Annotated in this window: 12 protein-coding genes and 4 pseudogenes; 3 read left to right on the top strand and 13 right to left on the bottom strand. The window is 39.6% G+C overall.

Annotated elements, in window-relative coordinates:
- Positions 1-384: 384 nt before the first annotated feature.
- Entirely contained in the window at positions 385-1,254 is an 870-nt protein-coding gene (locus ACQKMR_RS05505; RefSeq protein WP_427696383.1) for a DUF1002 domain-containing protein, read from the top strand.
- Between the two features lie 35 nt (positions 1,255-1,289).
- Here ACQKMR_RS05505 and ACQKMR_RS05500 read toward each other — a convergent pair.
- From ACQKMR_RS05500 to ACQKMR_RS05470, 7 genes and pseudogenes are all read right to left on the bottom strand, one after another.
- Positions 1,290-1,877: pseudogene (locus ACQKMR_RS05500) on the bottom strand (transposase); the annotation flags it as partial.
- Positions 1,861-2,004: a hypothetical protein gene (locus ACQKMR_RS05495; RefSeq protein WP_427696382.1), complete on the bottom strand. Its 144-nt coding sequence runs from the start codon at positions 2,002-2,004 to the stop codon at positions 1,861-1,863. The pseudogene ACQKMR_RS05500 and the gene ACQKMR_RS05495, both read right to left, overlap by 17 nt.
- Positions 2,005-2,314: 310 nt before the next feature.
- Positions 2,315-3,643: a diaminopimelate decarboxylase gene (lysA, locus tag ACQKMR_RS05490; protein WP_427696381.1), complete on the bottom strand. Its 1,329-nt coding sequence runs from the start codon at positions 3,641-3,643 to the stop codon at positions 2,315-2,317.
- 305 nt (positions 3,644-3,948) lie between these two features.
- Positions 3,949-5,415 carry a spore germination protein gene (locus tag ACQKMR_RS05485; protein WP_427696586.1) on the bottom strand — a complete coding sequence of 489 codons (1,467 nt, stop codon included), beginning with the start codon at positions 5,413-5,415 and terminating at the stop codon, positions 3,949-3,951.
- Positions 5,396-6,001: a stage V sporulation protein AE gene (locus ACQKMR_RS05480; RefSeq protein ID WP_427696380.1), complete on the bottom strand. Its 606-nt coding sequence runs from the start codon at positions 5,999-6,001 to the stop codon at positions 5,396-5,398. The genes ACQKMR_RS05485 and ACQKMR_RS05480 overlap by 20 nt, the downstream gene beginning before the upstream one ends.
- A 40-nt stretch (positions 6,002-6,041) precedes the next feature.
- Positions 6,042-6,464: a stage V sporulation protein AB gene (locus ACQKMR_RS05475; protein WP_427696379.1), complete on the bottom strand. Its 423-nt coding sequence runs from the start codon at positions 6,462-6,464 to the stop codon at positions 6,042-6,044.
- The gene (locus ACQKMR_RS05470) at positions 6,454-7,074 is read right to left on the bottom strand and encodes a stage V sporulation protein AA (protein WP_427696585.1); all 621 of its coding nucleotides are present in this window, start codon (positions 7,072-7,074) and stop codon (positions 6,454-6,456) included. Before ACQKMR_RS05470 ends, ACQKMR_RS05475 begins: the two co-directional genes overlap by 11 nt.
- Positions 7,075-7,395: 321 nt before the next feature.
- Between ACQKMR_RS05470 and ACQKMR_RS05465 the strand changes: the two are divergent.
- Together ACQKMR_RS05465 and ACQKMR_RS05460 are read left to right on the top strand one after the other, a co-directional pair.
- Positions 7,396-7,536: pseudogene (locus ACQKMR_RS05465) on the top strand (IS5/IS1182 family transposase); the annotation flags it as partial.
- Positions 7,537-7,540: 4 nt separating this feature from the next.
- Positions 7,541-7,687, top strand: a pseudogene (locus tag ACQKMR_RS05460) (IS5/IS1182 family transposase); the annotation flags it as partial.
- Positions 7,688-7,691: 4 nt separating this feature from the next.
- Here the strand turns inward: ACQKMR_RS05460 and ACQKMR_RS05455 are convergent.
- The 6 genes and pseudogenes from ACQKMR_RS05455 to ACQKMR_RS05430 all read right to left on the bottom strand — a co-directional run.
- Positions 7,692-7,973, bottom strand: a pseudogene (locus tag ACQKMR_RS05455) (transposase); the annotation flags it as partial.
- 323 nt (positions 7,974-8,296) lie between these two features.
- Positions 8,297-9,592 carry an NCS2 family permease gene (locus tag ACQKMR_RS05450; RefSeq protein WP_427696378.1) on the bottom strand — a complete coding sequence of 432 codons (1,296 nt, stop codon included), beginning with the start codon at positions 9,590-9,592 and terminating at the stop codon, positions 8,297-8,299.
- 314 nt (positions 9,593-9,906) lie between these two features.
- Complete coding sequence (sigF, locus tag ACQKMR_RS05445) at positions 9,907-10,674, bottom strand: RNA polymerase sporulation sigma factor SigF (RefSeq protein WP_427696377.1); 768 nt, start codon at positions 10,672-10,674, stop codon at positions 9,907-9,909.
- Between the two features lie 13 nt (positions 10,675-10,687).
- Positions 10,688-11,128, bottom strand: a complete 441-nt coding sequence (spoIIAB, locus tag ACQKMR_RS05440) for an anti-sigma F factor (protein ID WP_053346844.1) — start codon at positions 11,126-11,128, stop codon at positions 10,688-10,690.
- Position 11,129: 1 nt separating this feature from the next.
- A complete protein-coding gene (spoIIAA, locus tag ACQKMR_RS05435) occupies positions 11,130-11,480 on the bottom strand; it encodes an anti-sigma F factor antagonist (RefSeq protein ID WP_427696376.1) in 351 nt (116 codons plus the stop codon).
- A gap of 131 nt (positions 11,481-11,611) precedes the next feature.
- The gene (locus tag ACQKMR_RS05430; RefSeq protein ID WP_427696375.1) at positions 11,612-12,778 is read right to left on the bottom strand and encodes a D-alanyl-D-alanine carboxypeptidase family protein; all 1,167 of its coding nucleotides are present in this window, start codon (positions 12,776-12,778) and stop codon (positions 11,612-11,614) included.
- Positions 12,779-12,819: the final 41 nt, after the last annotated feature.

Below are 12,819 nucleotides of genomic sequence, written 5' to 3'. Positions count from 1 at the left end.
ACAAGCATCATAAGTAAAAGAGTTTTATTACTTTTCCTCATCCCATACTCCCTTTATTCAATGGTCTAATATTTAAACAACGAATTCATTTTACTATAACTTAGCACAATCTGACAAATACCCCTTGCAATCTTGCATTGGTTTTACTACTTTGATAAAGTAAACTTTGGATTCATAGCGTGTCTCACAGGTATATTAGACAAGGATACAATCACTTTTCGTCCTTAATAAGAACATTAGCTATTTTGGACGAAATAAATATTTTTTGATAAAACTGTATCTTTTTTACCTTTTGATTCGTCCAATACTATGAATCTTTTATTTAAAGCGGTGCTCTTTAAATAAAAGGTTTCAATTCAGCAGGAAATGTTAAGGAGGATAACTATGAAAAAAATGAAAAAATGGGTCATTGTGACTATTTTATTATGCCTATTATTACCATACAAAGCATTTGCGGACGCAGCTGTTGGTGAAATGATTGTCACACTTGGGGAAAATTTGACAAAAGAACAAAAAAGTATGTTATTGTCAGAAATGAAAGCTCCTGATGATGTTGAGGTTTTAACGGTTACCAATGCAGAAGAACATGAATATTTAGGAGGGTATATTGCTAGCCGACTAATCGGCACAAAAGCGATTTCATCCTCTGCTATTACTTTAGAGGAAAAAGGTACTGGCATTAAATTGGAGTCGAAAAACATTAATTGGGTTACTGATGAAATGTATATCAATGCTCTGGCGACTGCTGGGGTAAAAGATGCTACCGTCTATGTCACTGCACCGATACCAGTTTCAGGTACAGCCGCTTTAACAGGAGTCATTAAAGCGTATGAGATTTCTTCCGATAAAACAATTCCGGAGGATGTGAAACAAGCAGCAAATGAAGAAATGGTGAAGACAGCTAAATTGGGTGATGAAATCGGTACAGAGGAAGCCTCTGCACTCGTAACAAAAATTAAAGGAGAAATGGCTGAAAATCCACCGACTACGACTGAAGAAGTCCGCAAGGTTGTCGAATCGTCTGCAAATGAACTGGGAATTGTATTAAATGAAGATCAAACCCAAAGTTTGATTGATTTATTTAATAAGCTAAAAGAATTGGATATTGATTGGAACGCTGTTGGTGATCAGCTGACAGCGGCAAAAGATAAGCTGTCCAATTTCCTTGGATCTGAAGAAGGACAATCATTTTTAGATAAATTGAAAGAAGTTTTCAATAGTTTAATAGACGCAATCAAATCATTTTTTAACTGATTTAGATAAAAAGGAGGATGGCCTATGCCATCCTCTCAGTTTGTAGACAAAAGGGGTTCGGAATTAAAAAATTCCGAACCCCTTTTGAAATTCCCTTTGAATTTTGGCCCTTGCCATGTCCAATTGGCCATCTTCTTTAAATTAATGGCAGCGAAAGTAAGCATCGCCTGCATCGAAAATTTTTTAAGTCCCCTTAAAGTAGTCCAACGCATACCATGCTTTTCTTTTGCATCTGCGAATACACGCCCAATCGTTTCTTTACGTTTCGCATACATCTTGATGAGTACGCAGATGATCTGCTTCTTCCACATATGCTTGCCAGAAATGCCGTGTCACCACTTCTTGGTGGACTTTGCTTCCTGTACACCGTGATAAAGATGGGCATGTTGCACAAATGTTTTTTGGCGATTTGTACTCGCGATAGCCCTCTTTATTTGTTGTTGAGTACTTTAAAGTCTCGCCGAAGGGCAAAGGTAACAATCAAAATGTTCATCGTAAATATAGGCATGTTTGCGAAAGAATCCTTCTTTTGTGCGAGGACGTGTATATGGTAAAGCCGGTGTAATTTCTTTTTCGAATAGATAGCTTGTAATGGCTGGTGTTTTATCAGCTGCATCTGCGGCCGCGTGAAATGAAAGTGAAGTCAATGGCTGCCTCCATATTACGAACCAAATGGTTCGCTGTCACCAGTTGATCCAAAGTAATCATTTCAAGTTGATCTCGCTGAAAAGAATCATGTTTAGAAAGCATCCTTATCACCTCAAGTTTTAATACTTCTATTTTAAAACAAAAAAGACTGTAGGAAAAAGGAGCTCTATCTAAATGTTAAAACAAAGTTGATTGGAACGGAAGGTACGAGACTCCTGCGGGAAAAGCGTGTCCAAGGGAGACCCCGCAGGCGCAATGGCGCCGAGGAGGCTCCCGGACCGCCCGCGGAAAGCGAGTGCCCTACGTTCCAATCAACGGTCAAATTTTAAAAACCTAAAAAAACTGTAGACAAACTCAATTATTATCGAGTTTGTCTACAGTCTGGGAGGATGGCCTATGCCATCCTCTTTTCTTAATCCTTATTCATAACGGCTGCTTCATGAAGTGCCAAATCCAAATGGATAAGATCTTCGAAGGTTTCGCGTTTAATGACTAAACGAGCTTCCCTATCTTCGACGAAGACGACAGCTGGCCTAGGAATCCGATTGTAATTATTGGACATGGAATATCCATATGCCCCTGTACAAAAGACTGCCAATACATCCCCTCGTCCAGCTCTTGGCAAAGGTAAATCCCAAATCAACATATCTCCGCTTTCACAGCATTTCCCAGCAATGGACACTGTTTCTTCTACTAGATCAAGCGGCCGATTGGCAAGAATTGCATCATACTTAGCCTCATATAGAGCTGGGCGAATATTATCACTCATACCACCATCAACGGCTATATATTTACGAACATTAGGTACTTCCTTTTCAGCACCAACTTTATATAAAGTAACACCAGCGTCGCCGACTAATGAACGGCCAGGCTCAATCCAAATTTCCGGCATCTCCAAATCAGAATCAGCAACCAGGTTCTGCACTTCCCTAACGATTTCTTCTACATATTGAGAAGCTGGAAGCGGGTCGTCCTCTTCGGTATATCTGATTCCAAATCCGCCTCCAAGATTCAATACCTTTGGCTGGAAATCAAATGTTTTATGCCAATTTTTGAGCTTGCCGATAATTTTTTGTGCGGCAAGAAGGAAGCCAGTCGTTTGAAAGATCTGCGAACCAATATGGCAGTGCAGTCCTAGTACTTCTAGCCATTCGCTTTGTAGTGCTTGTCTAAGGGCCTCTTCAGCCTGCCCGTTAATAAGATCAAAGCCAAATTTCGAATCTTCCTGCCCTGTTAAAATATAATCATGCGTATGGGCTTCAATACCTGGAGTCACACGAAGAAGGATTTTTACTTTTTGTTCTCGCTGTGTACAAATCTCTTCTAATAATGTCAGCTCTGAAAAATTATCGACTACAATACAGCCGATTTTATAATCCAAAGCCATATGTAGCTCTTCTTCACTTTTGTTGTTTCCATGAAAATGAATACGTTCAGTTGGAAAATTTGCTTTAATTGCTGTATACAATTCTCCCGCTGAGACAACATCGAGTGATAGGCCCTCTTGATCGGCCAACTGGATCATTGCAATCGCAGAAAAAGCTTTACTCGCATAGGCGACTTGAGCAGAAATTCCCAATTCCTCAAATGTTCGCTTGAATCCTCTAGCACGCTCGCGAATTAACTCTACATCATAAACATATAATGGCGTTCCAAATTGTTCAATCAATTCGATTGTGTCCACTCCACCAATCTCAAGATGTCCACGATCATTGACACGACCGGTTCCGTACAAATGCATGATAGCCTCACCTTCCTGACTTAAAACTAACGATTAATAATAAATGAGGCAGCCTCAAAGAGAGTTCCCACTTATGCAAGCGAAAAAGGTTCTCCCTCTTTGAAAAAGCCTCATTCAAATTAATCGATTATCCCGAATAAAAATGTTTTCTATCCTCATTAATCAAACAAACTGCTAAGTAGTTCGAAGGGAAAGCCAGATTGGTTTAACTTCAAAGAGACAAAAGAGCTCTCTTTCTCTTTGTGAAGCCTTAACTTTACTGCTTTTTCCGAATAAAATTAAATTACCACAACTTTTCGACAACATCAACCTTTAGATTTTCTAGGCTGCCTATATACGTCCTGGGGATGTACAATACTCGGACGTTCTATAGAACCTGGATAAGGTCTTCTAAATATTATATGAGACAAAGCTTTCGGCTGAAACGGGAGAAGCGGCCATAAATACGGTGTATTTAACGTTTTTAAACTGGTAAGCAAAATAATATAAAGTGTGATACCTATAATTAAGCCCGGCACTTTAAATAAAGCAACCAACACAAGCAGCGCTAAACGGGAAATCTTATTCGCAACCCCTAGTTCTAAACTTGGAGTGATAAATGTACCGATTGTCGCTACGGAAGAGTAGAGAACCACTTCCGGGACAAATAGGCCAACATCTATCGCTATCTGTCCTATCAAAACTGCCGCAACCAAACCCATTGCCGTAGAAAGCGGGGTAGGGGTATGAACGGCAGCCATCCTTAAAAATTCTATCCCAATATCAGAAATAAAGATTTGGACAACAATCGGTATATGCGTTTTTTTATTCGGCCCGATAAATTCAAGCTTATCGGGGAGAAGCGACGGCTCTAAACAAAACAATAACCAAATCGGCAGCATAAATAACGAAACAAAAATCCCTAAAAAACGTACCCAGCGCACCAAGGTTCCAACAGCAGGTGCCTGCCGATACTCCTCAGCGTGTTGCATGTGATGGAAAAGAGTGGACGGGGTAATGATGACACTCGGTGAAGTATCCACATAAATAAGGACATGCCCCTCAAGTAAATGCGTTGCCGCTACATCAGCACGCTCCGTGTATCTTACGAGCGGGTACGGGTTATATCCTTGCTTGACGATAAACTCTTCAATCGTCTTATCCGCCATCGTTATGCCATCAACTTCTATATTTTTCAATTCCTTGCGTACGACTTCTATTAAATCCGGATCGGCAATATCTTTAATGTATCCGATTGCTATATCCGTTTTCGAACGTTCCCCCACCTTCAAAATTTCAAAACGCAATCTTTCATCCCGAATTCTCCGTCTGGTTATCGCTGTATTAACGATGATATTTTCGACAAAACCATCCCTGGATCCACGGACCACCTTTTCCGTATCAGGCTCTTCAGGCTGCCTTCCTGGATAACTCCTGACATCGACAACCAATCCCATTGCTTTGCCATCGACTACGATGACTATCAAACCGGACAGCACTTGATCAACAAGCTCATCCATCGTACTTATTTCTTCAACAGATTGGTGGACAAGCAAGTTTTTGACTAATTCAAACACTTTTGTCGTCATGATTTCAGTATTTTTGTTATGGATTAGCGAGGCAAGGATTTCCATGATGAACTCAGTATCCGTCAGCCCATTCACATAGTAAAGATGTACATCTTTTTTTAAGACCTTTATTTTTCTTACCCCTAAGTCAAAGCTGACGCCAAGACCGACCTTATCTTCCATGAACGAGTCTACTTCTGCTACCTTATTCGGAATCGGTTTCATGTCTTGAGGATTTTCTGAAGCCATCTTGACCACTCCTTTCCAATATAATTTCTACTGCTAGCTTAGTGATGGGTGCTCCTTTTTTAAAATCATCTTGATGGGACATTTTCCCGATATCCCCTATCCCGACCACTATTGGAACATTTAATTCATCGATACAATACACTGTATCTCCTGTAATCTTTCCTAGTTCAAATTCTTCGGCCCCGTACTTATCAACTCCGTTTGGTGTTAAATTCCCATCCCGGTCAATACAAACATCTACCTTGGTCCATTCTTCCCTCCTTGTCTTTGAAGCAACCGCAATCACTCCAAGGACATCTATTTCAGGATGGCCGGCAACCACTTTCATCGCTTGTTCACCGAATCCTTCACCGATAAAGCCACTATCATCAAACATAACCAGTACAGGATCATACTTCGCCTTTTTTATTAATTCAACTAGCTCATTACCGGAATAACGCGATGGATTACCTTGGGACATAGAGATGCATCGCCCTCCAATTTCCTTAGCTACAAGCTGCACAGCCCGTTTTGCATACTCATCTCCATCCGTTATCAATATAACTTTTCGTTTGGTCACCATCTTGGCCCTTCTTTCATCATCAGGAATCGTACTTAAGAACTTACAAATCCACAAAATAAACCCATTGGAATAAAGAACCAGCAATCTTCCCTAAAACGAGTGCCATTAATAGATAAATAATTTTCTCTTGAATTCCGATTCGTTTAGAAAGAATTGGAAAAACATTCAAAACTTCAGTCAAGGCAGCAGCCAGCATCCCATTAAAAATCCCGTCTGCTAAGCCAATCGGAATTAATAAAAAGTGATGCAGGAACAATCTCGTTTCTTGTAAGCCGAACCATGTACCAGCTACAACACCGGCAATAATTGCTCCTTCATAGTAATGAATCATTTTCATAGTTTTCGTCAGCTGAGTCAGTCTCGGAATCACTCCAAGTACAGTTAAAAACGCTACAAAACCGGCACCTGTTGCAAAACCTCCAGCTAAACCGACAAAGATTCCGAAGATAATTTTACCTGTCATCAAGCTGGCGCACGTTTTCCTTATTTTCATTCATGGTGACATAACGGTCTAAATCCTGCTGGTAATTGAACATTTCAACTTCGAGCGGACTAGGTTCCTCATTAAAGCGTTTTTTAAAAAAGTGATTAAAAAATAAAATCATTCCTATGCCAAGTCCGAAGCTATAAGGTATTTGTATTAATAGTGGCTTTTCATCCATCTTTCCCGTTATTAACGTAAAGACTTTTTGATGAACTTCCCCCATACTGACATCAACATGGAAATTCATAATCGTCATTCCAGCTCCAATAAATAATAAGAACCAAACTAGAGCAAAAGTTAGGTAAGACATTTTCTTTTTCGAATATATGACTTCGATGATGGTCTGGGATGGCCCAAATGTTTCCACTTCAATTTGCGGATCCACTTTACGAATCGCCATGATAAGTTGGGCCAAATCAATGACAATAATATTCTTATCTTCCTTCTTTACTGTTAATAAAAAGGTTTCTTCAATTGTTTGAATCACTTCTTCAGGTCCGATTATCCTTGCAATATCTTTAATCCTCACCGTTTGATTTCCATTTACGTGTACACGGTTCCTCATCCTGATATATACAACTGCCATTATCATCACATCCCGACCTTTTATTTCCTTATGTTTGTAGTATGGATTGGAAACACAGTGAAAATGCAGGAAGTAACTGATGTCCAAATATTACTAATTGCGAGGGTGAAAGATAAATCAAAAAAAGACATGCTGAATGACAGCATGTCTCAGTTTGTAGACAAAAGGGGTTCGGAATTAAAACATTCCGAACCCCTTTTGAAATTCCCTTTGAATTTTGCTCAATATTAAGGAATTGGGTCTCTACGAGCCCACTATGTTAGGCCATTTTTGGACCTTGGCATGTCCAATTGGCCATCTTCTTTAAATTCATGGGGCGAGACTTTAAAGTACTCAACAACGAATAAAGAGGGCTTTCGCGAGTACAAATCACCAAAACACATTTGTGTGACATGTCCATTTTTATCAAAGTGTACCGAAAGTAAAGACCATCAAAAAGTAGTGACACGCCATATTTGGCAAGATTATAGCTTATAAAACACCCGCGATTACAAGCTATCTATTTGGTAATAAAATAACACCCGCTTTACCGTATACACGTCCTCGAACAAAAGAAGGATTCTTCCGCAAACATGACTATGTTTACGATGAACATTTTGATTGTTACCTTTGCCCATCGAGCCTAAGAACCAACGGTAAGCCATATCTGTTTCAACTTCTTCAATCGTTTTACGCATTGAACGAATACCGAAGGTATATTGAATGAATGTCAATTTAACTAAAATAACTGGATCAATACTTGGGCGCCCTATCTCTGAATACATATCTTTCACCAAGTCATAAATGAAAGTGAAGTCAATGGCCGCCTCAATTTTACGAACCAAATGGTTCGCTGGCACCAGTTGATCCAAAGTAATCATTTCAAGTTGATCTCGCTGAATAGAATTATGTTTCGAAAGCATCGTCATCACCTCAAGTTTTAATACTCCTATTTTAAAACAAAAAAGACTGTAGGCAAAAGCGGTTATATCTAATGGCTAAAACAAAGTTGATTGGAACGGAAGGTGCGAGACTCCTGCGGGAAAAGCGCGTCTAGGGGAGACCCCGCAGGCGCAAGCCGAGGAGGCTCCCGGACCGCCCGCGGAAAGCGAGTGCCCTACGTTCCAATCAACGTTCAAATTGCAAGCCATAAAAAAACTGTAGGCAAACTTGATTTTCATCGAGTTTGTCTACAGTCTGAGACATGCTGAATGACAGCATGTCTTTTATTGATTACATTATTAACTTAATGAGTAGGGAAAAAAATCAGTTGAACTAAAAATATCAATCCAAAAATATAAATAAGTGGATGAACTGATTTTCCTTTTCCACTAAATAACTTCATAAGAGGATAGGTTATGAATCCAATAGCAATCCCCGTTGATATACTTGATGTAAGAGGCATCGTTAAAATAATCGCAAATGCCGGAAATGCATCATCAAACATTTTCCAATTGACTTTAGCGAGACCTTCCATCATAAAACAACCTACGATGATCAATACAGGTGCAGTGATTGCTGAAACTGAAGAAATGGCCGAAATCAAGGGAGAAAAGAAAATAGAAACTGCAAACAAGATTGCTACCACTGTGGCTGTTAATCCGGTACGGCCTCCTGCGGCCACACCTGTACTAGATTCAACATATGCAGTGGAAGGGCTTGTTCCAAACATCGAGCCAACTGTCGTTGCAATTGCATCTCCTAAAAATGCTTTTTTCGCACGAGGTATTTTCCCGTCCTTCGTTAAACCTGCCTGCTCCGTTACTCCAATCAATGTACCTGTCGTATCAAAGATTGTCACAAGTAAAAAGGCAAAAACAACTGAATATAGAGAGTTCGTAAAGACCCCAGCAATATCAATATCGAAAAATACCGGTGTTGGCGGCACAGATAACACTCTGTTAAAGTTGAGCAGACCGATAAAGTAGCCAATGACTGCCGTAATGATCATCCCAATAAAAATTGCTCCTTTAACATTGCGTGCCATTAAAATTAACGTTATAAATAAACCTGCAAGTGCTAAAACTGTTCCAGGTTGATGCAGATCGCCAAGCGTCACCATAGTTGAATCATTTGGTACGACGATTCCCGCGTTTTTTAATCCGATAAACGCGATGAATAAACCAATTCCAGAGGTGATTCCATATTTTAATGAATTCGGAATGGCATCAATTATCATTTTGCGCAAGCTCGTTACACTTATCAATAAAAATAGCAAGCCTGCAATGAAAACTGTTCCAAATACAGTTTGATATGAAAGACCTTGGGCACCAACTACACTAGCAAAATAAGCATTCAAGCCCATCCCCGGTGCAATCGCAATTGGATATTTTGCGACCACCCCCATAATAAGGGTACCTATTACTGCAGATATGACTGTTGCCATAAAGACTTGTTCAAAAGGAATTCCGATTGAGGATAATAAAGCCGGATTCACAATAAGGATATAAACCATAGTTAAAAATGTCGTAACACCCGCCATAACTTCAGTACGGACATCCGTCCTATTTTCTTTTAGGGAGAAAAACTTTTCTAAAAACATAATTTAGACCTCCAGATCTAAAGGAAACACCGATACAATCGTTTGCATGCGAAGTCAAAGGTGTCCTAAAAATTGTACTGCATCTACACTTTTTTTAGATTAACCACATTCGTTGAATGAAAGGTAAAAAAACGAATGAAAAGCGCGACCTTTACTATAATATTCGTTTTTAATTCTAATTTCAACTAAAAAATTTCATCGACTTCCGCATTTCCATAAATACCCATATGCTTTGGGCTTCTTTTTAATAAGACTAGAGTATATTTACCTTTTCCTAAAACCCAAATTTTTCTCAAATAAAAAAACCACATGAATCACTGATTCATGTGGTTTTTCATCTGCTGGAGAATCTTCTTTTCCAGCCGTGACACCTGAACTTGGGATATGCCAAGTCTTGCTGCTACTTCCGATTGCGTCTGGTCTTTATAATACCTGAGGAAAACAATTAGTCTTTCACGTTCATTCAATTCATGGATGGCTTCTTTTAAAGCGATTTGGTCAAACCAAGATGTTTCATTATGGTCGGCAATCTGGTCAAGAAGAGTTATCGGGTCCCCATCATTTTCATAAACCGTTTCATGGATAGAAGAAGGACTTCGACTAGCTTCTTGAGCCATGATTATTTCCTCTGGTGACAGCTCAAGATGCTCCGCCAATTCATTGACAGTTGGAACACGGCCGTACGTTTTTGAAAGTTCCTCTTTGGCTCTACGAATTTTATTCGCCATTTCCTTTAAAGAACGGCTGACTTTTACAGTTCCATCATCACGGATAAAACGTTGAATCTCTCCAATGATCATTGGTACAGCATACGTTGAGAATTTTACTTCAAACGATAAGTCAAATTTATCTACGGACTTCAAAAGTCCAATACAGCCAATCTGGTATAAATCATCCGGTTCATAACCTCGATTGAGGAATCTCTGTACTACGGACCAGACAAGTCTTAGATTGCTATTGACAATCAAGTTTCTTGCGTCCTGGTCACCGCTCTGGCTGCGTTGGATTAAATTCCGTAATTCCTCATCTTTTAAATGGGTCTGACCTTTTTTGCTCTTCTCTTTTTTAACCTCCACATCCATATGCAAGTCTCCCTTAATTGCACAAAGCTCTGCTTGTAGTTAAGTGCTTTTTTAATCGAATGATCGTACCTTCACCCTTATGGGAAATAATATTGATTTCATCCATGAAGTTTTCCATAATGGTGAATCCCATACCGGAACGTTCAAGTTCAGGTTTTGTCGTAAATAGTGGCTGTTTAGCTTCCTCGACATCTTCAATGCCCAGCCCTTCATCACGGATGGTCAGCTCTACAGTATCACCTTCAATAATCACGGAAATGTAGACCCATCCTTCCGGGTCACTCTCGTATCCATGAATAATCGAATTCGTAACTGCTTCTGACACGACAGTTTTGATCTCTGTCAATTCATCCATTGTCGGGTCTAACTGGGCAATAAAAGCCGCAACTGTAACCCTGGCAAAAGATTCATTTTGGCTTAGTGCAGAAAATTTCGTTTCCATTTTATTTTTCATCTTAGGCAACCCCCAGTCTTTGCAAAGCGTTTTTTTCGGATAGTTCCATTTTAACAATTTTAAACAACCCTGACATCTCAAATAACCGCTTTACTGCTGGAGAAATTGCGCAGACGACCATTTCACCCTGTTTCTTGTTTACCTGCTTATAACGCCCTAAAATAACACCTAGTCCTGAACTGTCCATAAAATGTAATTCTTCTAAGTTGAGAATAATGTGCTTGATGTTATGCTTTTGAATTGCTGCCTCTGCCTGTTTTTTCAATTTTTCTGCTGTATGATGATCTAAATCACCTCTGAGACGAATGCACAAGACGCGATCTTTCGCCTCCAAATTAATCGTAAGACTCACTATATACAGCCTCCTTCACTGTCTTATAGAGAGTCAAATTCTCTTTTTCACTTGCAGATTCCTTCTTCACAGCAAAACTAGTGGGTTTTCGCCTAAATTAGTACATTTATCATGTAATGCGACAATTTATTCTATTTCACTTGAGTAAACATGCCGAAAACCCGTTTATACAATTGCCACCAACTGGCTTTTTCAACAGTTTCCTTCGCAACAATTGGCGATTCGACATACACCTTGCCGTTTTTCTTCAATTCAAGCGTACCAATTTGATCGCCTTTTTTGATTGGTGCTTTCAAATCTTTATTAAGAGTAATTTTTTTTGTGAAGTCCTTTGCTGTTCCATTCTTGGTTGTCAAAACTGAAATAGGCTCACTTGTTACTCCTATAACCATTTTCTTGTGACCTTTACTTACCTTTGATTCTCCTATCACCTCGCCTCGTTTATATACAGGAAATGTGATGTATTGTGAAAATGCATAATCAAGCATTTTGGTAACCTGAGCATTTCGTTCCTTCGGAGATGCTGCTCCGAAAACGACGGCAATGACCCGCATATTCCCTTTTTTCGCTGTAGCCGTCAGGCAATACTTCGCTTCATTTGTAAATCCTGTTTTTAGCCCATCTACCCCCGGATAAAATTTCACTAATCGATTCGTGTTAACAAGCCAGAATTTCTTTTCGGTATTTTCACGGAGATAGTCCTCATATGTACCCGTGAACCTTGTAATTGTCTCGTATTTCAATAACTCCTTTGCCATGATGGACATATCATTAGCCGAGCTGTAATGATCTTTAACAGGAAGGCCTGTCGCGTTTTGAAACTTTGTGTTATTTAGCCCTAGATCTTTCGCTTTTTTGTTCATTTTCTTAACGAACTCTTCTTCCGATCCAGCAATTCGTTCCGCCATTGCCACCGATGCATCATTCGCCGAACCAATCGAGATGCCTTTAAGCATTTGCTCCGTGGTCATTTCTTCGCCTGGCTCGAGGAAGATTTGAGAACCTCCCATCGACGCTGCATACTCACTTGTCCTGATTTTTTCCTTCATGGTAAGTTCGCCTTTATCGATTGCTTCCATGATTAGCAGCATCGTCATGATCTTGGTCATACTTGCCGGTGAAAGACGATCATCTGCGTTTTTATCATACAATACGGTGCCTGTATCCCGTTCAATTAAAATAGCAGATTTAGCATTAGTCGCTAAGTCGACTCCTTTATCTTCCGCTGCTTTTGTATGCGGGATGCTAAAACCAGCAGCTATTAATACGGTTAAAAATAGAGAAAGAATCCGCTTCATCTCCATACCCTCCAATCTTTATATGATTTATTTTTTCCATT

Origin of the sequence: Peribacillus sp. NPDC096540, from assembly GCF_050278525.1 — a bacterium.
Taxonomy (GTDB): domain Bacteria; phylum Bacillota; class Bacilli; order Bacillales; family DSM-1321; genus Peribacillus.
Note: the sequence above shows the minus strand (reverse complement) of the source record. Positions and strands in the feature narration are given on the sequence as shown.

What these genes read in the sequence shown, in the direction of transcription:
- ACQKMR_RS05450 (WP_427696378.1), bottom strand. Translation starts at nt 9,592, where the DNA reads ATGTTTTTAGAAAAGTTTTTCTCCCTAAAAGAAAATAGGACGGATGTC.
- ACQKMR_RS05495 (WP_427696382.1), bottom strand. Translation starts at nt 2,004, where the DNA reads ATGCTTTCTAAACATGATTCTTTTCAGCGAGATCAACTTGAAATGATT.
- ACQKMR_RS05430 (WP_427696375.1), bottom strand. Translation starts at nt 12,778, where the DNA reads ATGAAGCGGATTCTTTCTCTATTTTTAACCGTATTAATAGCTGCTGGT.
- ACQKMR_RS05505 (WP_427696383.1), top strand. Translation starts at nt 385, where the DNA reads ATGAAAAAAATGAAAAAATGGGTCATTGTGACTATTTTATTATGCCTA.
- ACQKMR_RS05480 (WP_427696380.1), bottom strand. Translation starts at nt 6,001, where the DNA reads ATGGTGACCAAACGAAAAGTTATATTGATAACGGATGGAGATGAGTAT.
- ACQKMR_RS05485 (WP_427696586.1), bottom strand. Translation starts at nt 5,415, where the DNA reads ATGAAACCGATTCCGAATAAGGTAGCAGAAGTAGACTCGTTCATGGAA.
- lysA (WP_427696381.1), bottom strand. Translation starts at nt 3,643, where the DNA reads ATGCATTTGTACGGAACCGGTCGTGTCAATGATCGTGGACATCTTGAG.
- spoIIAB (WP_053346844.1), bottom strand. Translation starts at nt 11,128, where the DNA reads ATGAAAAATAAAATGGAAACGAAATTTTCTGCACTAAGCCAAAATGAA.
- ACQKMR_RS05475 (WP_427696379.1), bottom strand. Translation starts at nt 6,464, where the DNA reads ATGACAGGTAAAATTATCTTCGGAATCTTTGTCGGTTTAGCTGGAGGT.
- sigF (WP_427696377.1), bottom strand. Translation starts at nt 10,674, where the DNA reads ATGGATGTGGAGGTTAAAAAAGAGAAGAGCAAAAAAGGTCAGACCCAT.